The following is a 25452-nucleotide window of genomic DNA, read 5'->3' as shown; positions in this document are numbered from 1 at the left end:
GCGGCCCCAGGCGAAGGACCGCCCCGTGCGCACCACCACGACTCCGATACCCCGACCCGGCCGGACCCGGGGCGAAGTCCGCGGCCGGCTGCCCCTGACGCCGCTCCTCGGCTGCCTCGCGGTCGTGCTCCTGCTGTCCCTCGCCTGCGGCGTCGCCCTGGGCGCGACCGGGATCGGGACGACCACCGTCCTGCGCCTCCTGTGGGCCGGTGCCACCGGCGGGACGGTGCACGCCTCAGACGCCGCCGCCTACACCATCGTCTCGGAGATCCGGCTCCCACGGGTCGTGCTCGGCGCGGTCGTCGGAGCGGGGCTCGCGACAGTCGGTGTGGCCGTGCAGGCCATGGTCCGCAACGCCCTGGCCGACCCCTTCGTCCTGGGCATCTCCTCCGGCGCGGCGGTGGGCGCCAACGCCGTCATCCTGCTCGGCGCGTTCGCCGGGCTGGGCGTGTGGGCACTGTCGGTGTCGGCGTTCGCCTCCGCCCTCGCGGCCATGGTCCTGGTCTACGCGGTGGCACGGTCTCCGCACGGCCTCACCCCGCTGCGGCTGATCCTCACCGGGACCGCGCTGGCCTACGGCTTCGAGGCGCTCACCACGCTCATGGTGTTCGGGGCCGCACGCGGCGAGGCGGCACGGTCGGCGATGATGTGGCTGCTCGGCAGCCTGGGCGGTGCGACCTGGGCCCAACTACCCGTCGCCGCGGTGACCGTGGCGGTCGGCTGGGCATGGCTCAGGCTCCGGGCCGAGTCGCTCAACGCCCTCGCCATGGGAGACGAGACGTCCGCCGCTCTCGGCGTCCGACCGGCCCGGCTGCGCGGGGAGTTGTTCCTCGTCACGGCCGCGGTGACCGGCACCGTGGTCGCCGTCAGCGGCGCCGTCGGGTTCGTCGGACTGATGGTGCCGCACGTCGTACGGATGCTGGTGGGCGCGGACCACCGGCGGGTGCTCGCCGTCGCACCGTTGGCCGGCGCGGTGCTGCTCGTGTGGGCCGACGTGCTCTCCCGCCTGCTCCTCGCCCCCGCCGAGCTGCCGGTCGGTGTGATCACCGCCGTGGTCGGCGTGCCCGCCTTCCTGCTGCTCATGCGGCGCGGCGGCTACGCGTTCGGTGGGCACTGATGCGCCTCGACATCGAGGGACTCTCCGCCGACGCGGGCACGGAACGGCTCCTCCACGACATCCGGCTCGTCGCGGACAGCGGGGCGTTCGTCGGACTCGTCGGCCCCAACGGCAGCGGGAAGTCGACCCTGTTGAGGTGCGTCTACCGCGCGCTGCGGCCCGCCGGGGGAGTGGTCCGGCTGAACGGCGAGGACCTGCACGCCATGGATGCGCGGGCAGCCGCCCGAGTGTTGGCGGCTCTCCCCCAGGAGTCCTCGGCCGAGTTCGACTTCACGGTCGCCGAGGTGGTCGGGATGGGCCGGCTCCCGCACCGGAACCGTACGGCAGCCGACGACCGGGCGATCTGCGCCGGCGCCATGGACCGCACGGGCGTCGCCCATCTCGCCGACCGCGGATTCCTCGCCCTGTCCGGCGGTGAGAAGCAGCGCGTCCTCCTCGCCCGCGCACTCGCCCAGCGCCCCCGGGTCCTCGTCCTGGACGAACCCACCAACCACCTGGACATAGCCCACCAGTTGGACGTCCTCGCACTGGTCCGCGACAGCGGCCCGACGGTGCTGGCGGCGCTCCACGACCTGAACCTCGCCGCCGCGCACTGCGACGTCCTGTACGTCATCGCGGACGGCCGGATCGTCGCGTCGGGGCGGCCGCTGGACGTCCTGCGACCCGAGCTGCTGGCCGAGGTGTTCGGCGTCCGCGCCCATCCCGTACGGCATCCGGTCACCGGCGCCGTGCAGCTCCTCTTCGACCTCCTTCCGACCACCTCCTGAGGAACACCCATGCGCCGACCGTTCACCGCCGCCCTCTGTCTCGCCGCCACCGTCGCGGCATCCGGCTGCGGCGCGCACGTCGAGACCTCCGACGACGCCGGGTCCTCGGCCGTCACCCTCACCAACTGCGGCCGCAAGATCACCTACGACCGGGTTCCGCGTCGCGTGGTCACCAACGACGTCGGCATCACCGAGATCATGTTCGCGCTCGGCCTGGAGAACCGCATGGCCGGGTTCGCCATGCCCGACGACAAGGGCGACCTGACCGGTGTGCCCTGGAAGGAGGGCTACGAGAAGGTGAAGTGGCTCTCCAAGGACCAGCTCACCCAGGAGAACGTCCTCGCCGCCCGCGCCGACCTGGTGTTCGCCGGCTGGAACTACGGCTTCCGTGAGGACGACGGCTTCACCCCCGGCGCCCTGAAGAAGCTAGGCATCCCCTCCTACGTCCTCACCGAGTCCTGCCACAACGGCCGTTCGGGTTCCGCCCGCGGCATCATGCCGCCCCTCGACGCGCTCTACGCCGACCTCACCAACCTCGGGAAGCTGTTCGGTGTGGAGGACCGGGCCGCCGCGCTGGTCGCCGGCTTCAAGAAGCGGATCGCCGACGTACGGGCGAAGGCACCCCGGGGTGCGGACCGGCCGAAGGTCTTCCTGTACGACAGCGGCCAGGACACCCCCTTCACCGCCGGCCGGTACGCCGCGCCGGAACAGATCATCAGCGAGGCCGGCGGGGTCAGCATCACGCACGACGTCCAGGACTCCTGGACCACCGTCGGCTGGGAGACCGTCGTGGAGCGGGATCCGGACGTGATCGTGATCTGCGACTACGGGGACACGAGCGCCGAGCAGAAGAGGACGTTCCTGCTGAACCACCCGCCGCTGCGCGACGTCTCGGCCGTGAAGAACCGGCGCGTCTTCGTCCTCGACTACGCCGACCTCGTCGAGAGCCCCCGCAACCCCTCGGCCGTCGCACGGCTGGGCGCGTACCTGCGGACGGTGCGGACACGCTGAACTCCCGGCGTCCGGCCGCCGCCCGCGGAAGGTTCCGCCCCCCCGCGACCACCCGGGGTACCCGGTCCCCGACCGCGCCCCGCACCCGCTCGGCGGGACCGGCTCCGCCGGCCGTCGCGGGCGCTGAGAAGATCGTCACCGAGCTGCGCTCTCCACCCGGCCCCGGAAGGAACGAACGAGATCATGCACGACATCGTGGCCAACGTCCCGACGGAGGTCCCCGGATGAACGGCACCGCGGAACACGCCGCCGAACCCTCCGTCCTGGTGCGCACCGAGGGACGGGCCGCCCACATCACCCTCAACCGGCCGAGGGCGCTGAACGCCCTGAACCACGAGATGGTGCACCTCGTCGACCGGGCCCTCACCGCCTGGGAACACGATCCGGCGGTCGAGACCGTCGTCATCACCGGAGCCGGAGAGCGGGGCCTGTGCGCGGGCGGGGACATCCGCGTCGTCCACGACGACGCGCGTGACGGGGACGGCAGCGCGTCCGCCGCGTTCTGGCGCGACGAGTACCACCTCAACGCCCGCATCGCCCGCTACCCCAAGCCGTACGTGGCCGTCATGGACGGCATCGTCATGGGCGGCGGCGTCGGCATCTCCGCGCACGGCAGCGTCCGGATCGTCACCGAGCGCTCGCGGATCGCCATGCCGGAGACCGGTATCGGTTTCGTGCCCGACGTCGGAGGCACTCACCTGCTGGCCCACGCCCCGGGCGAGCTGGGCACCCATCTCGCACTGACCGGCGCCTCGGGCACCGCCGGCGACGCTCTGCTGTGCGGCCTCGCCGACCACTTCGTCCCCTCCGCCGGCCTGCCCGCGTTCCTCGCCGAACTGGCGGACCGGCCCGTGCGGGAGGTCCTGGCCGGTCACACGCGGCAACCGCCCCACGCCGCGCTGACGGACTGCCGGGAATGGATCGACACCTGCTACGCGGCCGACACCGTGGAGGAGATCCTCCGACGCCTGGAGGCCTTCGGGGATCCCGCTGCCAAGGAGGCGGCGGAGACCCTGCTCAGCCGATCGCCCACCGCGCTGAAGGTCACCCTGGCCTCCCTGCGCCGTGCCCGTCGAGCGGGTCCGCTGGAAAGCGTCCTGAACCAGGAGTACCGCGTCTCGTGCGCGTTCCTGGCCGCTCCCGACCTGGTGGAAGGCGTCCGTGCGCAGATCATCGACAAGGACCGCGACCCGCACTGGACTCCGGCCACGCTCGCCGAGGTGACCGACGAGGACGTCGAGCGCTTCTTCGCCCCGCTCGGCGAACACGAACTCGGGCTCGCGGTGACCGGCATCGCCACGGAGGCGGGCGGAGCGGGCATGTGACGGCTCCGGCCGGACCGCGAGGCCGGGCGCGCCGTTGACACACCGTCACCGCGCACGGGTCACCTGGTGCGAGAGGAAGATCACGCCAGGTGGCGCGGTCTTGGCCATGTACTCGCCACGCGGTACGGTCGGTCCGATAACGATGACGTCAGGACGGAAGCCGGTGGGAAATCCGGCACGGTCGCGCCACTGTGAACGAGACGCTCCAGCACGCTGGACGCCTCGCAAGTCAGACCCGTAGACGTCATCCAGTGCACCACCGAGATGGGACGCGAACTCCCGAGGAGGTCCTGCCATGGCGCAGACCGTCGCCCAGCCGACAGCCACCACCCCCGTCGTACCCGCCAAGCTGCCGCTGAAGGCGATTGCTCCCTGGGCGGTCTTCTTCGGCATCCTGATGCTGGTCCTGCTCTACTTCGTCGGCGCGGAACAGGGCGCCACCGCCGTCGTCTCCGGCGAGAACGTCCATGAATGGGTGCACGACGCCCGCCACCTGCTCGGCTTCCCCTGCCACTGACGCGAGGGACAGAGCACACTCATGAACTCCGCAACGGTAAGAAACCTGCTCGTACGCGGCATGCTCGCCGGCCTCGCGGCCGGCGTGCTCGCGCTGGTGGTCGCCTACTTCCTCGGTGAACCGAGCGTCGACAGCGCCATCGGCTTCGAGGAGGCGCACGCACACGCCCACGAGCACGAGGTCGAACTCGTCTCCCGCAGCCTGCAGTCCACCGCCGGCCTGGCCACCGGTGTCCTGCTCTACGGCATCGCCTTCGGCGGCATCGCCGCGCTCGCCTACTGCTTCGCCCTCGGCCGCGTGGGCCGTTTCAGCGCGCGGGCGACCGCGTTGCTGCTGTCGGGCACCGCGCTGCTGGCGGTCTACGTCGTGCCGTTCCTGAAGTACCCGGCCAATCCGCCGTCGGTCGGCGACGCCGACACCATCGGCAAGCGGACCACCCTGTACTTCCTGATGATGGTCCTCAGCGTGCTGCTGGCCGTCGCCGCCACCCTCGTCGGCAAGCGGCTCGCCCCGAGGATCGGCACCTGGTACGCGACCGTCGCGGCGGTCGCCGCCTTCGCCGTCGTGATCGGCTTGGCCTACGAGTTCCTGCCCGTGATCAACGAGGTGCCCGCGGACTTCCCGGCCACCCTGTTGTGGCGGTTCCGGCTCTCGGCCCTAGCGATCCAGGCGGCTCTGTGGGGCGGATTCGGCCTGGTCTTCGGTGAGTTGGCCGAGCGCCTGCTGAACCCGAAGCCCGCAGCCGTCGGTTCGGGGCGGTCGGTGCCGGCCGCGAGCTGAGACCCCGGCAACGCCAAGGGCTCCCACACACGTGTGTGGGAGCCCTTCGCTTTGCGCGGGGCCTCGTTCGTCCGTCACAGCCGGTCGGCGCGAGGCGATCCGTATCGGTCAAAAGTGGACCACTGGTTCCTATTGAGTGGAATTTGGCATCTTCCCAGGTGAAGACCGGCAATGCTGGCTAGCGTTTCTCCCCTGGCTCGGCCGATGGCTTGTCGGCCCGTGATCCGTACGCCTGCCGTCGGAAGGAGCGGCCGCGAGACGGGTGGGCCCGCGAGGAACACCGGGGGTCGCGTCCCGTACCGACAGGCCAGGAGAACGGCGCATTGGAAAGTTCTGGACAGCGGATCGTCGACAGTCCGCGGGCGCGTTGGACCGTACCCGCCTCACCCGCGGTGGCTGTCGCTCGAAGAACTGCCGTGGCGGCGGCAGCCGGCGCCCTTGCAGTATCGATTCTGGGACTTGCCGGCTGGGTGTTCGAGGTGGGGGCCTTCAAGAGCTTCGTCTCACAACAGGCGGTCATGAAGCCCAACAGCGCGGTGTGCCTGCTGCTGTTGTCCCTCGGCCTCCACGGACTGGCCCACCCGCAGCCTGGGCCCCGGCTGCGGGCCGCCGTCGGCGTCTGCGCCGCGACGGCCGCCGTCATCGCGGGGACGACGCTTCTGGAATACGGACTCGGCCTCGACCTCGGAGTCGACCAACTGCTGTTCCTCGACCGGGGCGGCGCGCCCGTCGTGGTGCCTCCCGGGCGGATGGCCCTGAACACGGCCACGGGCATCGCCCTGGAGTCCCTGGCCCAGCTGGTCCTCCTCGCGAGCCGTCGTCGGGCGTCCGGCATCGCGCAGATCGTCTCGTTCGTGGTCGCGCTCATCGGCCTGCTGCGCCTCTACGGTTTCGTCAACGAGGTGTCCGAGCTCGAGCGCTTCGGTCAGTACACGGGAATGGCGCTGCCCACCGCGATCGCGTTGACGCTGCTCGGAATCGGCAGCTTCCTGGCGCGGCCCGGGGGCGGCCCGGCCCGGCTGGTCACACAGGACAGCACCACGGCGGTGCTGGGGCAACGCATGCTCGTGGTCACCCTGATGGTGGCCGGCACTCGGCTGGCTGGGGCTGAGAGGGCACGATCTCGGCTGGTACGGCACCCGGCTCGGCTTCACGCTGCTGGTCACCGGGAACATCGTCGTCACCGGGACCCTGGTCTTCCTGGCGCTGGCCACGGCGGACCGGCTGGAGCAGGGCCGCTCCCGCGCCGAGCGGGCCGTTCGGGCGTACGCGCAGCTGCGCACCGTCATGGACCACACCCCCGCGATCGTGTTCCTCCGAGATCTCCGCGGCCGCCACCTGGCCGCCAACAGCCAGTTCGAGCGGGTCTTCGGCAGCGGAGCCGGTCCGACGGCGGACCCCACGGAGTCCGGTCCGTTGCCCGGCCCCGTCGGCCACAGGGACCAGTTGGCCAGCGCGTCCCGGCGGGCCATCCAGTTCGAATCCACCTGGACGTCGGAGGAGGGAACCGCCCGCCGCTTTCTGACCAGCCTCTTTCCGGTGGCCGACGAAACGGGCGAGACCTACGCGGTGGGAGGCGTCTCCACCGACATCACCGAGCGTGCCGAGGCACAGCGCGAACAGGAACGCCTTCAGCAGCGGTTCCGAGCCCTGCTGGAAGCCGCACCCGACGCCGTCGTCATCGTCGACCGGTCGGGCAGCATCGTGCTGGTGAACGCTCAGACCGAGACGATGTTCGGCTACAGCCGCGACGAACTGCTCGGCCGGACCGTCGAGTTGCTCGTGCCGGAGCATCGGCATCGCGCCCACGTCGCCCACCGGACGGCCTTCGTCGACTCGCCCGTCGCCTCACCGCTGTGCGGAGGACCGAGGCTCCACGGACGGCGCAAGAACGGTGAGGAATTCCCCGTCGAGACGGCGCTGAACCCGCTGCGGACCGACGAGGGCGTGGTGGTGATCGCCTCCATCCGCGACGTCACGGCCCGCCGCCGCGCGGAGAGCCAGCTGATCGAACTCGCGGCCATGGTGGAGTCCTGCGAGGACGCCATGGTGTCGGTCGCGTCCGACCGGACCTTCACCTTCTGGAACGCGGCGGACCAGCGCATCTTCGGCTACCGGCCGGACGAGGCGATCGGCCGGAGTGCGGACATTCTGTTGCCCGTGGGCCGGGAGGACGAGACGGCCCAGCTCCTCCTACGGCTGCGTGACGGCGACAGGATCGACCACTTCGAGAGCGTCCGCAGGACGAAGGACGGCCGGTTGATCGATGTGGAACTCACGGTCTGGCCGACCGTGGACCACACCGGCACCGTGGTGGGCACCTCGGCCAGTATCCGGGACATCAGTGACCGCAAGCGACAGGAGGCGCGCCGCCGTCAGCAGTACGAACGGCAGCGCACGATCGCGTCCACGCTCCAGCGGGGTCTGATGACCCTGCCGCCCCAGCTCCCGGCGATTCCCACATCCGTCCGCTACCTTCCCTCGGTGCAGGGGGCGGGGATGGGAGGCGACTGGTTCGACCTGATTCCGCTGGCCCCGGGAAGGGTCGGCATCCTCGTCGGCGACGTCATGGGCCGAGGCCTCGAAGCGGCCGCGGTCATGGGCCAGTTGCGGCCCGCCGCGCACGCACTCGCCAAGGCCCGGCTGTCGCCCCAGGAGGTGATGCAGGCGCTGGACACGGTCGTCCAGGACCTGGCCGACCAGATCGTGACGTGCTGCTATCTCGTCGTCGACCTGGTGCGCAACGAGATCACGCTCTGTTCGGCGGGCCATCTCCCCCTTCTGCTGGTCACTCCCGACACGCAGGTGCGCCAGGTTCAGGCGCCCATCAGCGTTCCCCTCGGCGTCGGCGGTGTCCCCCACCGGCAGACCACGGTCGAGGTGCCGGCCGGCTCGGCGCTGGTCCTCTACACGGACGGTCTGGTCGAGTCGCACCACCACGACCTCGAGACCGGACTCAAGACGCTCGAGACCGAGCTGCAGGCCGGGTTCGCCGACAACCGCACCACCGAGGACATCGCCGACCATCTGGTGAGCACCTTCATCCCCGATCCGGCCGACCACGACGACGACGACGACGTCACGCTCCTCATCACGCGGCTGCCCGCGGCGACCGCCACCGTGGAACTCCCTCTCGACGCACGCGCGGCGGCCATCGGGCGGGACTTCCTCAGCAGTACCTGGCGCACGTGGCAGTGGGACCACCCCGACGAGACCGCCCGCCTCCTCGTGTCCGAACTCGTCACCAACGCCGTCCAGCACGGCCGGAGTCCGGTCAGCCTGCACATCCACCGGTCGGCGTGGGAACTCACGGTCGAAGTCACGGACGCGGGCGTTCTGCCGCCGAGGCTGCGCGCGCCGGCCGACGACGACGAGTCCGGCCGTGGCCTGCTCCTCGTCGACGCGCTAGCCGACCACTGGGGGACCCGGTCCGAGACGCACGGGAAGACCATCTGGTTCACTCTCCGGCTGCCCGCGCCGCCGTCCGCCGCGAAAGGGGTGTCGGCCGAGCCGCGGACCGAGTGCCCGGTGGAGGAGGAACGGACTCGCGCCGGTCACCGACCGGAGCGTTAGCGGTCCTCGCCGCGGAAGGTCCTGAGGATCCGCTCGGCGGCGAGGGTCGCCGTCAACGACCCCTCGCGCACCTGCCGTTCGAGGTCGGGGGCCAGCGCGCGGACCTCCGGGTCGGCGTGCAGCCGGCCGAGGAGCTCGTCGCGGACCATCGTCCAGGTCCAGTCGACCTGCTGGTCCCGGCGCTTGGCGGCGAGCCGCCCGGAGGACTCGAGCAGCGTGCGGTGCTGTTCCAGCCGGTCCCAGACGGTGTCCAGGCCCGCTCCCTCGCGGGCGCTGCAACTGAGGACGGGCGGCGTCCAGGCCGCGTCCCTGCCGTGCATCAGCCGCAGGGCGCCGGTCAGTTCACGTGCCGCCGACTGCGCGTCGCGGGTGTGCGGGCCGTCCGCCTTGTTGACGGCGATCACGTCGGCCAGTTCCAGGACACCCTTCTTGATGCCCTGCAACTGGTCCCCGGTGCGGGCCAGCGTCAGCAGCAGGAAGGAGTCGACCATGTTCGCGACGGCGGTCTCCGACTGGCCGACCCCGACCGTCTCCACGAGCACGATGTCGTACCCCGCCGCCTCCATCACCACGATCGACTCCCGGGTCGCCTTGGCGACCCCGCCGAGCGTTCCGGCCGTGGGGGAGGGGCGGATGAACGCGTCCGGATCCACCGCCAGCCGTTCCATCCGCGTCTTGTCGCCGAGGATCGAGCCGCCGGTACGGCTGGACGACGGGTCGACGGCGAGCACCGCGACCCGGTGTCCCAGCGAGGTCAGCATGGTGCCGAACGCGTCGATGAACGTCGACTTGCCGACCCCCGGAACCCCGCTGATCCCGATCCGCCGGGCCGTGCCGCTGTGCGGGAGCAGTTCGGTCAGCAACTCCTGTGCCAGCGCCCGGTGCTGGGGGCGGGTGGACTCCACGAGGGTGATGGCGCGGGCGATGAGCGCCCGCCGCCCCTCGAGCACGCCCTTGACATAGGTGTCGAGTCCGATCACAGCTCGTGCCCGAGGTCCGTCCCCAGCCGCCGGACGAGGTCGTGGGCCGCGTCCGGGATGACGGTCCCCGGCGGGAACACGGCCGCCGCGCCCATCTCCAGCAGCGTCGGAACGTCCTGCGGCGGGATCACCCCGCCGACCACGATCATGATGTCCTCGCGGCCCTCCGCAGCCAGCTCCTCGCGCAGCGCCGGAACCAGCGTGAGGTGCCCGGCGGCCAGTGACGAGACGCCCACGATGTGCACGTCCGCCTCCACCGCCTGGCGCGCCACCTCGGCGGGCGTCTGGAACAGCGGGCCGACGTCGACGTCGAAGCCGAGGTCGGCGAACGCGGTGGCGATGACCTTCTGGCCGCGGTCGTGACCGTCCTGGCCCATCTTGGCCACCAGTATGCGCGGACGGCGGCCCTCGGCCTCCTCGAACGCGTCCACCAGCGTGCGGGTGCGGTCCACGGACGGGGACTCCCCTGCTTCGTTGCGGTACACCCCGGAGATCGTACGGATCTGGCCCGCGTGCCGCCCGTACACCTTCTCCAGCGCGTCGGAGATCTCACCGACCGTCGCCTTGGCGCGTGCGGCGCTCACCGCCAGCTCCAGCAGGTTGCCCTCGCCACCGGCCGCGCGTGTCAGCGCGTCGAGCGCGTCCTGGCACGCGCCCTCGTCGCGCTCGGCCCGCAGCCGCCGCAGCTTCTCGATCTGCTGCGTGCGCACGGAGGAGTTGTCGACCTTGAGGACGTCGATCTTCTCGTCGGTCTCCACCCGGTACTTGTTGACGCCGATGACCGGCTGGCGGCCGGAGTCGATACGGGCCTGGGTACGGGCCGCCGCCTCCTCGATCCGGAGCTTGGGGATGCCGGCGTCGATGGCCTGCGCCATGCCGCCCGCTGCCTCGACCTCCTCGATGTGCTGCCAGGCCCGGCGCGCGAGGTCGTACGTCAGCTTCTCGATGTACGAGCTGCCGCCCCACGGGTCGATGACCCGGGTCGTGCCGGACTCCTGCTGGAGCAGCAACTGCGTGTTGCGGGCGATCCGCGCCGAGAAGTCGGTGGGCAGGGCCAGCGCCTCGTCCAGGGCGTTGGTGTGCAGCGACTGGGTGTGGCCCTGGGTGGCGGCCATGGCCTCCACGCACGTACGCGTCACGTTGTTGAACACGTCCTGCGCGGTCAGCGACCAGCCGGAGGTCTGCGAATGGGTGCGCAGGGAAAGGGACTTGGCGTTGTGCGGGTCGAACTGCCGCACCAGCTTCGCCCACAGCAGGCGCGCCGCCCGCAGCTTGGCGACCTCCATGAAGAAGTTCATGCCGATCGCCCAGAAGAAGGACAGCCGCGGCGCGAACGCGTCGACGTCGAGACCGGCCTCGCGGCCGGCCCGGATGTACTCCACACCGTCCGCGAGCGTGTACGCCAGTTCCAGGTCGGCCGTCGCGCCCGCCTCCTGGATGTGATACCCGGAGATCGAGATGGAGTTGTAGCGCGGCATCCGCTGCGAGGTGTAGGCGAAGATGTCGGAGATGATCCGCATCGACGGCTTCGGCGGATAGATGTAGGTGTTGCGGACCATGAACTCCTTGAGGATGTCGTTCTGGATGGTCCCGGCCAGCTTCTCGGGCGGTACGCCCTGTTCCTCGGCCGCCACGATGTACAGCGCGAGAACGGGCAGCACGGCGCCGTTCATCGTCATCGACACGGTCATCTTGTCCAGCGGGATGCCGTCGAAGAGCTGCCGCATGTCGTAGATGGAGTCGATGGCCACGCCCGCCATGCCGACGTCGCCCGTCACGCGCGGGTGGTCGCTGTCGTAGCCGCGGTGCGTGGGCAGGTCGAAGGCGATCGACAGGCCCTTCTGGCCGGCCGCGAGGTTGCGGCGGTAGAAGGCGTTGGACTCCTCGGCGGTGGAGAATCCCGCGTACTGGCGGATCGTCCAGGGCTGGTTGACGTACATCGTCGGGTACGGACCGCGCAGGTACGGCGCGACGCCCGGGTAGGTGTCGAGGAAGTCCAGGCCCTCGGTGTCCCGCCCGGTGTACAGCGGCTTGACCGCGATGCCCTCCGGGGTCTCCCAGAGCGCCTCGCCGCCCGTGGCCTTCGCCGCGGCGGCGCTCCACTCCTCGGCGGTGCCGTCGGCGACGGGTGTCCCCAGTTCGATCCCGGAGAAGTCGGGGATTCCCATCAGGACACTCCCATGCGGTCGAGCGTGGCGGAGAGGACGGCGACGGCGTCGCAGCCCGCGAAGACGTAGGAGTCGACACCCGGGTACTGCCCGGGACGGCCGGCGAGGAACACGTGCCGGGCTCCCGCCGCCGCGAGGGCCTCGGCCGTGCTCGCGGCCTGCTCCTCGTAGAGCGCGTCGCTGGAGCAGATGCAGGCCTCGGTGGCTCCGCTGTCCTCGAAGGCGCCGTCCGTGACCGGCTCGATGCCGCCGGCCTGGAAGAGGTTCGAGACGAAGGTGGACCGCGCGGAGTGAGCGGCGGCGGGGCCGATCGTGGCCAGGTAGACGCGGGGCCGGGAGCCGGTGGCGGCGAGGTGCGCGTCGGAGCGGGCCCGCAGTGTCTCGTACGCCTCGTCGCGCCTGACCCGGGGCAGGCCGCCGGACGGCGGGGCCGGGGCCGGTTCGCGTTCCAGCGGGCGCTCGGCGAGGTGAGGGAACTCGCTGACGCCGGTGATGGGTTCGCGCCGCTTGGTGAGCTTCGCCGAGCGCGCCGCCCAGGTCTCCGCCAGTTCGTCACCGAGCCGGCCCGAGCGCAACGCGGCCGCCTGGCCGCCGTCCTGCTCGATCGAACGGAAGAACTCCCAGGCGGCGCCCGCGAGTTCGTCGGTCAGCCGTTCCACGTACCAGGAGCCGCCCGCGGGGTCGATGACCCGGGAGAGGTGGGACTCCTCGATGAGGATCGTCGAGGTGTTGCGCGCGATGCGGCGCGCGAACGCGTCGGGCAGGCCGAGGGCGTGGTCGAAGGGAAGGACGGTGACGGCGTCCGCGCCGCCGACACCCGCGGCCAGCGTGGCGATGGTCGTCCGCAGCATGTTCACCCACGGATCGCGGCGGGACATCATCACCGGCGAGGTCACGGCGTGCTGCACCTGAGCGCCCGCGGCCGGCGCACCGCACGCCTCGGCGACCCGCGCCCACAGCCGGCGCGCCGCCCGGAGCTTGGCGATGGTCAGGAACTGGTCGGCGGTCGCGGCGTAGCGGAACTCCAGCTGCGCGCAGGCCTGCTCGACGGTCAGTCCGGACCCGGTCAGTTCCCGCAGGTAGGCGACGCCGGTCGCCAGGGAGGCGCCCAGTTCCTGCGCGGCCGATCCACCGGCCTCGTGGTACGGCAGCGCGTCCACGGTCAGCGCGCGCAGTCCCGGGTAGTCCTCGGTGCACCGACGGGCGAGCGGGGCGACGGGGACGAAGTCCATCGGGTCGCCCGTGCGGGCCTCGTGGCCGAGCGGGTCGGCGCCGAGGTTGCCCCGGACGGCACCCGGCGCGACACCGCGCTCTTCGTACAGTCGCAGCAGTTCCGCCGCCGCTGCCTCGGTGTCCTGGCCGGCGTCGAGGGCGACCGGCGCGAGGTCCAGGTAGACGCCGTCGAGCACGCGGGCGAGCGATCCGAGCGCAATCCCGCCCTCGCCGACGGTCAGCCACAGGGAGGTGACGCCGTTCTCCAGGTCGCCGAGCACCAGCGCGTTGTCGCCTGCGGTGTGCCGCTGGCGTACGTCCCAGCCGCCGGCGGTGCTGCCCTCGGGGCGGGCCGCCCGCACGAAGGGGGCGAATCCGGGGAGGCCGGGATCGGGTGCCGTGTCGCGCGCGGTGTACAGGGGCTTGGTGCGGAGCCCGTCCTCCAAGGAGGTCGACAGCGCGTCCTCGGCAGACGCGCCCGAGACCTCCTTGCCCGACTTGCGCAGCACGCCCTCCACCAGGAGCTGCCACTGGTCATGGGTCGCGGACGGGAACTCGGCGGCCAGCGCGAGCCCGTCATTGGGCAGGACTGTCATGCTCGGATGCTAGGCCAGAGTTCTTGAGCGGCAGCAGAGGCGGCGCCTGTGACCTTGGCCTCTTGGCTTCGGTGATCCAGATCTCAGGGCCCCCGGCGGGGGTGCGGAGCGGGGCCGGGAGCGCGGCCGGCGGTGCTCCCGGCCCCGGTGGGACGCCCGGGTCGGGAGGTGTCACGCGGAGGGGGCGGGCACCTTCGTCGCCGGGTCGCCGTCGACGGCGGCGGCCAGCTGGGGCACCAGCCGGTCGAGCATGTACGGCAGGCTGAGCACCGTCACGAAGGAGACGGAGTTGCCGTAGTCGCTGCTCTCCTTGATGTAGACCTCACGCTGCTGCCGCGCCACCTTCAGGTCGCCGTACAGGGCGTCCTTGTGCAGCTTCGCCTCGTCCTTGGCAGGGTCCCCGGCGATCCAGACGATCGCGTCGGTGTCCAGCAGGTCGGTGCGCTCCTTGCTGATGTTGGCGCCGAACTCGTCCCCGATGACCTTGTCCAGATCGGCAGGGAGGGTGAAGCCGAGGTCGGTGAGGACGCGCGAACGGGGGTCCTGGCTGCCGAACACGAAGGTGCCCTCGTACGGCGTGGCCACGACACCCTTGGACCGGCCGAACGCCGGGTTCTTCGCGGCGGCGGCCTTGAAGGCGGCCTCGACCCCGTCCACCACCGATGCGGCCTTCGCCTCCTGGCCGAGCGCCTTTCCGATGATCTCGGTCTGCTTCTGCCACGGCACGCCGAAGTCGTTGTACTCCTTGGGCTGGGCCACCACCGGGGCGAACTTCGACAGGGTCGTGTACTGCGCCTTCGTGAGGCCGCCGTACACCGCGAGGATCAGGTCGGGGTGCAGGGCCGCGATCTTCTCGGTCTGCGGGCCGGTGCCGGTGTCCTTCAGGACGGTGGGGGTCTTGCCGTCCCCGAGCTTGTCGGTGGCCCAGGGGCCGATGGCGCCCTGGTAACCGCCGAGCCACTCCGTGGTGCCGACGGGCACCTTGCCGAGGGCGAGCACGGAGTCCTGGTCGGTCAGGCCGACCGTGACGATCCGCTGTGGCTCGGCCTTGACGGTGGTGCTGCCGTACTTGTGGGCGATGGTGACGGGAAAGGCATTGTCCGAGGCGGCGGGCTTCTCGGAACCGGCCTCGGAGCCGTCCGAGGAGCCGCAGGCCGCGACGGTGCCGAAGAGCAGGAGTGCCGAGGCGAGCGCCGCGGCGAGCCGTGTGCCTCTCAGAGAGCCGAGCATCAGTGGTCCTTCGGGTTCGGAGCGGTGATGGTGTGCGGGGGGTGTTCGGGCGTCGCGCGCGTGCCGGACCAGGCCTGCCAGAGCGAGGCGTAGGTGCCGTCCGCCGCGCACAGCTCGTCGTGGGGGCCGCTCTCGACGATCCGGCCGTCCTCCATGACGACGATCCGGTCCGCTGTGGCGGCCTGGGTGAGGCGGTGGGCGACGACGAGGGCCGTACGGCCCTCGACGGCCCGGGCGGCGGCCTTTTCCAGGAGGCGGGCGCCGGTACTGCCCGCCTCGGCCGTCGCCTCGTCGAGCACGGCCACCGGCGGATCTGCCAGGACCAGTCGGGCCAGGGCGAGTTGCTGCACCTGGGCGGGGGTGAGGCGGTGCCCGCCCTCGCCGACGATCGTGCCGAGGCGCTCGGGCAGTGCCTCGACCCAGCCGAGCGCGTCGACCAGGGCCAGCGCGGTGCGCAGCTCCTCGTCGGTGGCCGCGGCCCGGGCCAGCCGCAGGTCCTCGGCGAGCGGCCCGGCGAAGACGTGCGTCTCCTGGGTCACCAGCGCGACCGGCAGCCCGCCGTCGGGGAGTCCGGAGCCGGCCAGCCGGACCGAACCGCCGGTCGGCCGGTGCACGCCCGCGATGAGTTTGGCGAGGGTCGTCTTCCCCGCGCCGCTCGGCCCGACGAGGGCCACCCGTTCCCCGGTGCGCAGCGTCAGGTTCACGTCCCGAAGGACGGGCCTTCCGGGCTCGTAGGCGTGGTGGAGGCCGGTCACGGTGACCGTGCCGGGCTCGTCGTCCGCGGGGCCGGGCTGCCCGGGAACGGCGGCCGCGGGTCCGGCCTCGGAGGGCTCCGGGTCCGCCACTCCGACGATCCGGTTCAGCGCGGCGGTGGCGGTCTGGGCGTCGTCGAGGAGCACCAGAGCCGAGTTCACCGGCGTGAACAGACTGTGGAAGTAGAGGGCGGCGGCGGTCGCCGTACCGATGGACACGGATCCGGCGCGGACCAGCAGGAACCCGGTGACGAGGACGGCGGCGAGCCCCGAGTACTCCGCGATGTGCAGCCGGTTGTAGAACCGCAGCACCAGCTTGACCCCGCGCATCGTCAACTCGACGGCCGCGGAGGAGCGTTCCGTCACGTGACCGGTGTGCTCCTCCTCCAGCCGGTACGCCCGTACGGTGCCGGCGCCGGAGATGGTGTCGAGCAGTTGCTGCTGCTGGGCGCCGGTGGCGACGCGCTCCCGGGCGTACAACGGCACGGCGTTGCGCAAATACCAGCGCGCGGTGTGTGCCTGGACGGGTACGGCGACGAGGGCGGCCGGCAGGAAGCGCCAGTCGAGTGCGGTCATCGCCGCGAGGGTGAGCACGATGGCCAGGACGGAACGGGCCAGTTCGGGCAGCGCGGAGCGGACGGCCTCGCCCACCCGGGCCACGTCCCGCGTGACGCGGGCGTTGAGGTCTCCCGTACCGGCCTTCTCGACCTGCTCCAGGGGCAGGCGCAGGGCCCGGTCCACGAACAGCTCGCGCAGCCGGGCGAGCACGCTCTCGCCGAGCTGCGACACCAGGGACAGCCCGAGCGCGGTGGTGCCGCCCTGGACGAGGGCGACCACGACCAGCAGGACGACCGGCAGAGTGAGATCCCCGGGTGGCCGCCGGTCGGCCACGAGGTCCACCATGTGTCCGAGCAACGGCTGGACGAGCAGCCCCACCGCGGTGGCCGCGACCATCGTCGCGAAGGAGCCGAGCGCCAACCGGCCGTACGGCCGCGTGAGTTCCCGCACGGTGGCGCGGGTCCTGGCCGGGGTTGCGGTGGGAAGGAGCTCTCGGGCGGTCATGGCTTCCTCGTTCCGGTCCGCCGTGGTGCCGCTCATGTCAGTACCGCCGAGCGGTAGATCTCGTGGCGCCGCACCAGCTCGGCGTGCGGGGCCGTGTCCGTGACCCGGCCGTCGTGGACGAGCGCCACCCGGTCGGTGACGGCGAGGAGGGCGGGACTCGTCGTGACGAGAACGGTGGTGCGGCCCTTGCGGAGGTCGCGGATGCCGGACGCGATACGGGCCTCGGTCACGGTGTCGACCGCCGTGGTCGGTTCATGGAGAACGAGGACCGGCCGGTCGGCCGCCAACGCGCGTGCGAGGGCGACCCGTTGGCGTTGCCCGCCCGAGAGGGAGCGGCCCTGTTCGCTGACCGCGGTGTGTTCGCCGTCCGGGAGGGTCTCGGACACCTGGGTCACCCCGGCCGCGCTCATCGCCGGTTCGGGGGTCGCCGCGTCGGGGGCGGCGGCGGTCACGTTGCCGCGGACGGTGCCCTCGAAGAGGTCCGCGTCGTGTTCGGCGACGAGTACGGCCGTACGGATGCCGGCCGGGTCCAGATCGCGCAAGGACACGCCGTCCAGTTCGACCGATCCGGCGTCGGGGTCGACCTGGCGGCTCAGGCAGCGCAGCAGATCGGCGGCGTCGGCGGGGTCGGTCGCGACCACGCCGAGGAGTTCGCCGGGGGCGACGTCCAGGTCGACGCCCCGCAGACCGCCGTGCCGGAGTCCGGTGAGCCGTACGGCGCCGCGTACCGGGTTCGGCAGCGGACCGCCGCCGGCGGTGACGGCGGGCGCGGTGGCCAGTACCTCCGCGATGCGGGTGGCCGAGGCGCGGCCCTGGGCGAGTTCGGCGTTGACCCAGGCGAGGACTTCCAGAGGGCCGATGAGGAAGAGGGCGAGACCCACCGCGGAGACCAACTGGCCCAGGCTGATGCTGCCTTCGGCGGCCAGCCGTCCGCCGACCAGGGCGACGGCGGCGATCAGGCAGCCGGTCAGCGCGAGGACCACGCCGCTCTGGAAGGCCTGCGCGCGGGCGGCCCGCAGGGTGGCACGCAAGGAGTCGCGGCTGGTGGCGCGGTAGCGCTCGATCGCAGCCGACTCGCCGCCGATGCCCTTGAGGATGCGCAGCCCTGCCACCAGGTCGGCGGCGATGGCCGAGGCGTGTGCGGCCTGTTCCTGCTCGGCCTCGCTGCGGGTCTCCAGCGGCTTGCTCAGCAGGTGCCCGAGCCACAGCAGTACCGGAGTGCCCACGAGGACCACGAGGCCGAGGGGGACCGAGGTGCGCAGCAGCACGACCGCGCAGGTCGCGATGCCCACCAGCGCCGCGAACCCGAGCGTGAGGGCCATGTTGACGGCGCCGACCCGCTTGGCGTCCTCGGTGGCGATGTTGGCGAGCGCGCCGGGCAGCCTGCCCTTCTCGGCGCCCCCGCCGGGGTTCAGGACCCGGCGGACGAGGGTGACGCGCAGGGAGTGTTCGGCGCGCACGGCGGCGAGTTCGCCCGACCACGCGCCGATCCGGAAGCTCACGGCCAGCCCCGCGTAGACCGCGGCGAGGACCCCGAGCCACAGGACGAGGGCGCCGGTGTCGGACCTGGTGACGGCGCGGTCGATGACGACGCCGATGAGAGCGGGGACGAGGGCCTCGCCGATCTGGTGCCCGGAGCCGAAGAGGGCACTGAGCGCCACCCGTCCGCGCTGTTCCGTGACCGAGGCCCTCAGGACGCCGCGCCCCGACGGATGTGCAGCACTCATCCATACCCCTCCGGGAAAGGACGCTGAAAACTTAGGTGAGGCTACCTTAAGTTGGAGCTGAGGTCCTGTGGGGGAGGGAAAGGGATCGCCCCCGCGCCGGGAGGGGCGGCACGTGGGGCGATGCCGTCCCTCCCGATTCCAACTGCTTTCGCCTATGCGGCGGTTGGGGTGGGGCGGTCGGTCCGCGCGGCCGCGTCGCCCGCGCGGTGGGCGAGCAGTGAGTCGAGGATCTCGCCCGAACGCACGGCCGTGGTGGACAGCAGGGTGGAGGTGAGACCGTGCGTGTGCTCGGTCGCGCCCTGCACGTAGATGCCGGCCGTCACCTCGGGGGTGAACTCGACCCGGTGGTCCCTGCCGACGAGGACGGCGTCCTTGTCGTCGCGCAGGCAGAGCTTCGAGGCCCGGCCCAGCAGTGCGTCCAGGTCCCGGGGGCGGTAGCCGGTCGCGTGGACGAGCAGGTCCGAGGAGATGATCTCCCGTTCTCCGGTGGGGAGATACTCCACGGTGACGTCCAGCCGGTCGTCCCGGGCCTGTACGTCGCGGATGCGGGAGACGTTGCGCAGCAGCAGCCGTTCCCGGCCGAGGACCTTCTCGCGGTACATGGTGGCGTACAGCGACTCGATGAGGTCCATGTCGACCACCGAGTAGTTGGTGCTGCGGTGGTAGTCGACCAGCGACTGCTTCACCTCGGGGGCGGACCGGAAGTAGACGTCCACCGCCTCCGGGTCGAAGATCCGATTGGCGAACGGGCTGTCGTCGGCCGGGGTGTAGCCGTACTTCGCGAAGACCGCGCAGATCTCGGTGTCCGGGAAGGACCGGTGCAGGTAGTCGACCGCCTCGGCACCGCTCTGTCCCGCGCCGAGCACCAGGATGCGGCCGACCGGGGCTCCCGACTCGGCCAACTCGGCCACACGAGGCACCAGCTCGCTGTTGTGCCAGACGCGGTCCGACAGCGCGGTACCCGGCGGCAGATGGGGTTCCAGTCCGACGGCCACCGAGATGTTGCGGGCCCGCCGGGTCACCGTGCGCTCCGGTGATCCGGGTACCCGGCTCGTCACGTCGAACCAGCGGACCTCGCCGTCGTCGGACGTCACCGGCTCCACCGCGAGCACCTCGGAGTCGTAGCCGACGAGGTGCGCGAGCCGGGCCGCTGCCCACTCGAAGTACTCGTGGAACTCGATCCGCAACGGGAAGAGCGTCTTCGCGTTGAGGAAGTCCACCAGCCTGCCGCGTTCCCGCAGGAAGCAGAGGAACGTGAAGTCGCTGGTCGGGTTCCGCATCGTGACGAGGTCCTTGAGGAAGGACACCTGCATCGTCGCGTCGTCGATCAGCATGCCGCGGTGCCAGCCGAAGGAGGGCTGACGCTCCAGAAACTCCGCGCGGATCCGGTTCTCGGGTGTTGCTCCGGCGTTGTGCTCCTCAATGGCGATGGCCAGTGCGAGATTTGACGGTCCGAAACCGATCCCGATCACGTCATGTATGGCGTCAGGTTCGTCGTGCAGTGCGTTCACCGCAACTTCCCTTCCCTTGGGCGCCCCTGATGGTAAATAAGGTTAGCCTTACCTTGCAATGGTGGTCTCCAAGAGAGGATCGACTATGCGGGTCGTCATGTTCGGCTACCAGACCTGGGGGCATCGCACGCTCCAGGCTCTGCTGGAGTCCGACCACGAGGTGGTTCTGGCGGTCACCCACCCCAAGAGCGAGCACGCCTACGAGAAGATCTGGGACGACTCCGTGGCCGACCTCGCCGATAAGCACGGCATCCCGGTGCTGCTGCGCAACCGGCCCGACGACCCGGAACTCCTGGCCGCCCTGCGGGCCGCCGAGCCCGACATCATCGTCGCCAACAACTGGCGCACCGTGCTGCCGCCGGAGGTCTTCGACCTCCCTCCGCACGGCACGCTCAACATCCACGACTCGCTGCTGCCGGCCTACGCGGGCTTCTCGCCCCTCATCTGGGCGCTGATCAACGGCGAGCGCGAGGTCGGCGTCACCGCGCACCGGATGAACGCCGAACTCGACGCGGGTGACGTGCTGTTGCAGCGGGCCGTCCCGGTCGGCCCCGCGGACACCGTCACCGACCTGTTCCACCGCACCGTGGACCTGATCACGCCCGTGGTGACCGAGTCCCTCGACCTGATCGCGTCCGGCCGGGCCCACTGGATACCGCAGGACCGCAGCCGCGCCAGCTTCTTCCACAAGCGGTCCCCGGCGGACAGCCGGATCGACTGGACATGGCCCGCCGAGGACCTCGAACGTCTGGTGCGCGCCCAGTCCGACCCGTACCCCAACGCCTTCACCCACCACCGGGGGGAACGCCTGCGCATCGTCGAGGCGTCGGTGTCACGGGGCTGCTACGGCGGCACCCCGGGACGGATCTTCATCCGTGAGGGGGACGGGATCGTGATCGTCGCCGGCGCGGAGACCCGCAACGGCCGGCTGCGTGGGCTGCTGGTCCGACGCGTGCGCACCGAGGACGGCACCGAGCACGCGGCCACCGACTACTTCCGGACCATGGGCGGCTACCTCACCGCCCGTCCGTGAGCGCCCTGCCCGGGCTCGCCGACCGGACCGCGCCGGGGGAACGCCAGGAGGACCGGGAGCGACTGGAGGGCCTGGAGGGCCGCACCGTCGTCGTGAAGTACGGCGGCCACGCGATGGCCGACGAGCCGCTGCGGCGGGCCTTCGCCCAGGACGTCCTCACCCTGCGCCGCGGCGGTGTCCGCACCGTCGTGGTGCACGGCGGTGGCCCGCAGATCGGCGCCCACCTGGACCTGCTCGGCCTCAAGTCCGCCTTCCTGAACGGGCTTCGGGTCACCACGCCGGAGACCATGGACGTGGTGCGGATGGTGCTCTCCGGCAAGGTCCAGAAGGAGCTGGTCGGACTGCTCAACGAGGACGGCGCGTACGCCGTCGGCCTCAGCGGAGAGGACGCCCGCACGCTCACCGCCGTCAAACGGTTCGCCGAAGTGGGCGGTGAGCGGGTGGACATCGGCCTCGTCGGTGACGTGGCCCGGGTCAACACCGCTGTTCTCGGGCTGCTGCTGGAGCACCGGCACATTCCGGTGGTCTCGTCCGTGGGCCGGGGCGAGGACGGTCAGGTCTACAACGTGAACGCGGACACGGCCGCCGGAGCGGTCGCCGCCGCGCTCGGAGCCGACGCGCTGGTCGTCCTGACCGACGTGCCAGGCCTGTACGCGGACTGGCCGGACAGCGAGCGGGTCGTCGACCGGCTCGCCGCGGGCGAACTGGAGGGTCTGCTGCCCAGGCTCGCCGGCGGGATGGTGCCCAAGATGGAGGCGTGCCTGCGGGCCGTGCGCGCCGGAGTGGGAGCGGCCCGGGTGCTCGACGGCCGGGTGCCGCACGCCCTGCTCGACGGTCTGTCGGGCGACCGCGGGACCGGCACGACGATCGTGCCGGACGGGACACCGTAGGGGCTCGTCGGGACCGGTCGCGCGAGGGCGGGTACCCCGCGCGACCGGACGCGGGCACGCGCCTCTCCTCCCAAGGTGGGGAGGCGCGTGCGCTCAGTCCGCGCCCTGTGCCGCGGGCTCCGGGGTGAGGGCTCCGTGGTGCCGTCCCATGGGGATGACCAGCGGGGTGTCGCTGACCGGGTCCGTGGTGATGCGGCAGTTGAGATCGAAGACGTCCTCGACGGTCTTCACCGTGATGACCTCGGCGGGGGAGCCCTCGGCCACGATCCGCCCCGACTTCATGGCGACGACGTGATCGGCGTACCGGCAGGCCTGGTTGAGGTCGTGCAGCACCATCACGATCGTCCGGTGTTCCCGGCGGTTGAGGTCGGTGATCAGGTCCAGCACGTCGATCTGGTGGGCCAGGTCCAGATAGGTGGTCGGTTCGTCGAGGAGCAGTACCTCGGTCCCCTGCGCGACCGCCATGGCGATCCAGGCACGCTGACGCTGCCCGCCGGAGAGTTCGTCGACCGGCCGGTCCGCGAGGTCGGTCATGTCGGTGGCGGCCAGGGCCTGCCGTACGGCCTGCTCGTCCGCCCGCGACCACTGCCGCCACCAGGTCTGGTGCGGTGAACGGCCGCGGTTGACCAGGTCGATGACGGTGAGGCCCTCGGGTGCGACGGGGCTCTGCGGCAGGATGCCGAGCCGCTGGGCGAGTTCCCTGGACGGCATGGACTGCAGGGCCCGCCCGTCGAGCTGGACGCTCCCGGCGCGCGGTGCCATCAGGCGGGCCAGCGCGCGCAGCAGCGTGGACTTGCCACACGCGTTGGCACCGACGATCGCGGTGATGCGGCCCGGCGGCACGACGAGGTCCAGGCCGTCGACGACCGCACGGCTGTCGTAAGCCAGCCGCAGGCCGTCGGCTCGCAGGTCCGGGCCCGTGGCCGGCGTACGGTCGGTCGGCGGGGACTCCGCCGAAAGGGGATCAGCCGACATGGGATCAACCTCCTGAACCCGCGCGGTTGGCGCGGACGAGCAGCCAGAGCAGGATCGGCGCGCCGAGGACGCCGGTGACGATGCCGACCGGGAGTTCCGTGCCGGAGATGAGCGTGCGGGCGATGAGGTCGCTGCCGAGGACCACGAGGGCGCCGGTGAGCCCTGAGGCGACGGTGGGCGGCCAGGCGGTACGGGCCAGGCGCTGCGCGATCTGCGGGGCCGCGAGCGCGACGAAGGCGACGGGCCCGGCCGCGGCGGTGGCGAACGCGATCAGGCCGACGCCGGTGAGCAGGATGGCGAGGCGGACGGACTGGACCCGGGTGCCGAGGCCGGTGGCCACGTCGTCGCCGAGCTGGAGCGTGCGGAGCAGCCGGCCGAGCAGCAGCGAGGCCGGGAGCAGGACCGCCAGGGCGACGGCGAGGGGCCGGGTCTCGTCCCAGGTGCGGCCGTTGAGGTTGCCCACCAGCCAGCCGAGGGCGGCCTGTGCCTCGAAGCGCCCGCCCTTGGCCATCAGGTAGTCCGTGGCGCTCGCGCACATCCACGAGACGCCGATGCCGACCAGGATGATCCGGTAGCCGGTGGTGCCGCGCCGCCAGGCCAGCAGGTAGACGAGCAGGGCCGTGGCCAGGGCCCCGAACAGGCCGAGCGTCTGGGTGCCGAGGCCGGCGTCCCAGCCGAGCACGAGTCCCGCCACCACGGCGGTGCCCGCTCCCTGGGTGAGGCCGATCATGTCGGGGCTGGCCAGCGGATTGCGGGTCATCGTCTGGAACAGCGCGCCCGAGATGCCGAACGCGACGCCGCTGAGCAGGCCGACGAGGGCCCGCGGCAGCCGCAGGTCCTGGACGACGAGCACGGTACCGGGATCTCCGGCGCCGCCCAGGGCGCGTACGACGTCCGTGAAGGCGATCGGATAGTCGCCGATCGTCAGGCCCCAGCAGAACAGCAGGAAGGTGCCGATGCCCAGGACCATGCACAGGGCGACCAGACGGGGCCGCACGATCCCTGAGACGGGCGGGACGGTGAGGCGATAGGCGCGGAACTCCGGAGGAAGGGACAGCGGGAGAGAACCGGCTTGTCCGGAACGGGAGTTGACGGTCCGTGCCGCGGGCTCGGTCATGTCACACCTCCGCCAGGCGCTGGCGTCGGACCAGGGCGATGAAGAATGGGCCTCCGATGAAGGCGACGATCACACCGGCCTGGACCTCGGTGGGCCGGGCGACGATCCGTCCGACGATGTCCGCGGTCAGCAGCAGACAAGGGGCCAGCACCGCGGAGAGCGGCAGCAGCCAGCGGTGGTCGGGGCCCAGTCCCGCGGAGCGGGCGAGTACCCGGGCGATGTGCGGGACGACGAGCCCGATGAAGACGACGGGGCCGATGACCGCGACAGCCGCGCCGGTGAGGAGAGTGACCGCGGCGACCCCCTGGAGCCGGACCAGCCCCAGCCGTCGCCCGAGCGATGCCGCCACGTCGTCGCCGAGCGCGAGGCTGTTGAGGGCCGGGGCGCAGGCCAGCGCCAGCAGCGTGCCCACCGCGAGGAACGGCAGGATCCGCCAGACGGTGGCGGCGTCCTGGTCGGCCATGGAGCCCGCGGACCAGAAGCGGTAGCGGTCCAGGGCGTCCGGGTCGGTGAGGGCGATCGCGCTCGTCAGGGAGGACAGCATCGAGGTTACGGCGATTCCGGCGAGAGCCAGTTTCACCGGGGTCAGACCGGACCGGCCCAGCCTGCCGAGGACGTACACCAGCACGCTCGCCGCGAGGGCCCCGGCGAAGGCGAACCAGACGTATCCGTAGAACGACCCGAACCCGAAGACCCCGACGGCCACCACGATGGCGAAGGAGGCGCCGGCGCTCACGCCGAGAACGCCGGGGTCGGCGAGCGGATTGCGCGTCAGTGCCTGCATCAGCCCGCCCGCCAGGCCCAGTGCGGCGCCGGCCGCGAGCCCCAGCGTGGTGCGGGGGACCCGTGCGGTCCAGACGATGTTGTCGACCAGCCGGCTGGGCGCGTGACCGAACAGCGCCCGGACCACCTCGTCCAGCGGGATTCCGGCCGCGCCGACGGCGACCGACAGCAGACAGAGCACGATCAGCACGGTGCTCAGCGACGCCACGAGAAGGACCGGGCGGACGTGCTTGCCCCCGGTCACCTTGCGGTCTCCAACGGCCAACTCCCTTAGGTTAGGCAGACCTTAATCGTAGTGGGCGAGTGGGGGATCGCCGAGACCAGGG

General features: G+C 71.7%; 20 protein-coding genes and 1 riboswitch. Of the genes, 9 read left to right on the top strand and 11 right to left on the bottom strand.

Annotated elements, in window-relative coordinates:
* The first annotated feature begins 46 nt into the window (after positions 1–46).
* The 6 genes from ABZT74_RS17335 (at position 47) to ABZT74_RS17310 (ending at position 5517) form a co-directional block, all read left to right on the top strand.
* Positions 47–1117 (top strand): iron ABC transporter permease, encoded by a 1071-nt coding sequence (locus tag ABZT74_RS17335; RefSeq protein WP_356171774.1) that lies wholly within the window; start codon positions 47–49, stop codon positions 1115–1117.
* Positions 1117–1884 (top strand): ABC transporter ATP-binding protein, encoded by a 768-nt coding sequence (locus tag ABZT74_RS17330; protein WP_356435794.1) that lies wholly within the window; start codon positions 1117–1119, stop codon positions 1882–1884. Before ABZT74_RS17335 ends, ABZT74_RS17330 begins: the two co-directional genes overlap by 1 nt.
* Positions 1885–1893: 9 nt before the next feature.
* Positions 1894–2895, top strand: coding sequence for an ABC transporter substrate-binding protein (locus ABZT74_RS17325; protein ID WP_356435791.1), 1002 nt, complete (start codon positions 1894–1896; stop codon positions 2893–2895).
* 224 nt (positions 2896–3119) lie between these two features.
* Complete coding sequence (locus ABZT74_RS17320) at positions 3120–4220, top strand: enoyl-CoA hydratase/isomerase family protein (RefSeq protein WP_356435788.1); 1101 nt, start codon at positions 3120–3122, stop codon at positions 4218–4220.
* Positions 4221–4328: 108 nt separating this feature from the next.
* A riboswitch (cobalamin riboswitch) is annotated at positions 4329–4475 on the top strand.
* Between the two features lie 40 nt (positions 4476–4515).
* Complete coding sequence (locus ABZT74_RS17315) at positions 4516–4737, top strand: CbtB-domain containing protein (RefSeq protein ID WP_355879669.1); 222 nt, start codon at positions 4516–4518, stop codon at positions 4735–4737.
* A gap of 21 nt (positions 4738–4758) precedes the next feature.
* Positions 4759–5517, top strand: coding sequence for a CbtA family protein (locus ABZT74_RS17310; protein ID WP_356435785.1), 759 nt, complete (start codon positions 4759–4761; stop codon positions 5515–5517).
* Between the two features lie 503 nt (positions 5518–6020).
* Here ABZT74_RS17310 and ABZT74_RS17305 read toward each other — a convergent pair.
* Entirely contained in the window at positions 6021–6683 is a 663-nt protein-coding gene (locus ABZT74_RS17305) for a hypothetical protein (RefSeq protein WP_356435782.1), read from the bottom strand.
* On the opposite strand from ABZT74_RS17305, the gene ABZT74_RS17300 reads away from it, so the two are divergent.
* Positions 6619–9090: a PAS domain S-box protein gene (locus ABZT74_RS17300; RefSeq protein ID WP_356436102.1), complete on the top strand. Its 2472-nt coding sequence runs from the start codon at positions 6619–6621 to the stop codon at positions 9088–9090. The genes ABZT74_RS17305 and ABZT74_RS17300 overlap by 65 nt on opposite strands.
* Here the strand turns inward: ABZT74_RS17300 and meaB are convergent.
* From meaB to ABZT74_RS17265, 7 genes are all read right to left on the bottom strand, one after another.
* Entirely contained in the window at positions 9087–10070 is a 984-nt protein-coding gene (meaB, locus tag ABZT74_RS17295; protein WP_355879678.1) for a methylmalonyl Co-A mutase-associated GTPase MeaB, read from the bottom strand. The two genes, ABZT74_RS17300 and meaB, sit on opposite strands and share 4 nt — an antisense overlap.
* The gene (scpA, locus tag ABZT74_RS17290; protein ID WP_356435779.1) at positions 10067–12238 is read right to left on the bottom strand and encodes a methylmalonyl-CoA mutase; all 2172 of its coding nucleotides are present in this window, start codon (positions 12236–12238) and stop codon (positions 10067–10069) included. Before scpA ends, meaB begins: the two co-directional genes overlap by 4 nt.
* Entirely contained in the window at positions 12238–14046 is a 1809-nt protein-coding gene (locus tag ABZT74_RS17285; protein WP_356435776.1) for a methylmalonyl-CoA mutase family protein, read from the bottom strand. The genes scpA and ABZT74_RS17285 overlap by 1 nt, the downstream gene beginning before the upstream one ends.
* A 171-nt stretch (positions 14047–14217) precedes the next feature.
* Positions 14218–15276 carry an iron-siderophore ABC transporter substrate-binding protein gene (locus tag ABZT74_RS17280; RefSeq protein WP_356435773.1) on the bottom strand — a complete coding sequence of 353 codons (1059 nt, stop codon included), beginning with the start codon at positions 15274–15276 and terminating at the stop codon, positions 14218–14220.
* The gene (locus ABZT74_RS17275) at positions 15276–17126 is read right to left on the bottom strand and encodes an ABC transporter ATP-binding protein (protein ID WP_356435770.1); all 1851 of its coding nucleotides are present in this window, start codon (positions 17124–17126) and stop codon (positions 15276–15278) included. The genes ABZT74_RS17280 and ABZT74_RS17275 overlap by 1 nt, the downstream gene beginning before the upstream one ends.
* Positions 17123–18817, bottom strand: coding sequence for an ABC transporter ATP-binding protein (locus tag ABZT74_RS17270; protein ID WP_356435767.1), 1695 nt, complete (start codon positions 18815–18817; stop codon positions 17123–17125). The genes ABZT74_RS17275 and ABZT74_RS17270 overlap by 4 nt, the downstream gene beginning before the upstream one ends.
* 152 nt (positions 18818–18969) lie before the next feature.
* Complete coding sequence (locus ABZT74_RS17265; RefSeq protein ID WP_356435764.1) at positions 18970–20328, bottom strand: SidA/IucD/PvdA family monooxygenase; 1359 nt, start codon at positions 20326–20328, stop codon at positions 18970–18972.
* 85 nt (positions 20329–20413) lie between these two features.
* Between ABZT74_RS17265 and ABZT74_RS17260 the strand changes: the two genes are divergently transcribed.
* Together ABZT74_RS17260 and argB are read left to right on the top strand one after the other, a co-directional pair.
* Positions 20414–21361 (top strand): methionyl-tRNA formyltransferase, encoded by a 948-nt coding sequence (locus tag ABZT74_RS17260; RefSeq protein WP_356435761.1) that lies wholly within the window; start codon positions 20414–20416, stop codon positions 21359–21361.
* A 62-nt stretch (positions 21362–21423) separates the two neighbouring features.
* Entirely contained in the window at positions 21424–22251 is an 828-nt protein-coding gene (gene argB, locus ABZT74_RS17255) for an acetylglutamate kinase (protein ID WP_356436099.1), read from the top strand.
* A 93-nt stretch (positions 22252–22344) separates the two neighbouring features.
* On the opposite strand, the gene ABZT74_RS17250 is transcribed toward argB, so the two are convergent.
* From ABZT74_RS17250 to ABZT74_RS17240, 3 genes are read right to left on the bottom strand one after another with little or no spacing between them, the layout of a single operon-like run.
* On the bottom strand, positions 22345–23226 hold the full coding sequence (locus ABZT74_RS17250) for an ABC transporter ATP-binding protein (protein WP_356435758.1): 882 nt from the start codon (positions 23224–23226) through the stop codon (positions 22345–22347).
* A 4-nt stretch (positions 23227–23230) separates the two neighbouring features.
* On the bottom strand, positions 23231–24343 hold the full coding sequence (locus ABZT74_RS17245) for an iron chelate uptake ABC transporter family permease subunit (RefSeq protein ID WP_356435755.1): 1113 nt from the start codon (positions 24341–24343) through the stop codon (positions 23231–23233).
* Between the two features lies 1 nt (position 24344).
* On the bottom strand, positions 24345–25370 hold the full coding sequence (locus ABZT74_RS17240) for an iron chelate uptake ABC transporter family permease subunit (RefSeq protein WP_356436095.1): 1026 nt from the start codon (positions 25368–25370) through the stop codon (positions 24345–24347).
* Positions 25371–25452: the final 82 nt, after the last annotated feature.

This window comes from Streptomyces sp. NPDC005302, from assembly GCF_040607345.1.
Classification (GTDB): Bacteria; Actinomycetota; Actinomycetes; order Streptomycetales; family Streptomycetaceae; genus Streptomyces.
This window is presented reverse-complemented; position numbering and strand designations above follow the sequence as displayed.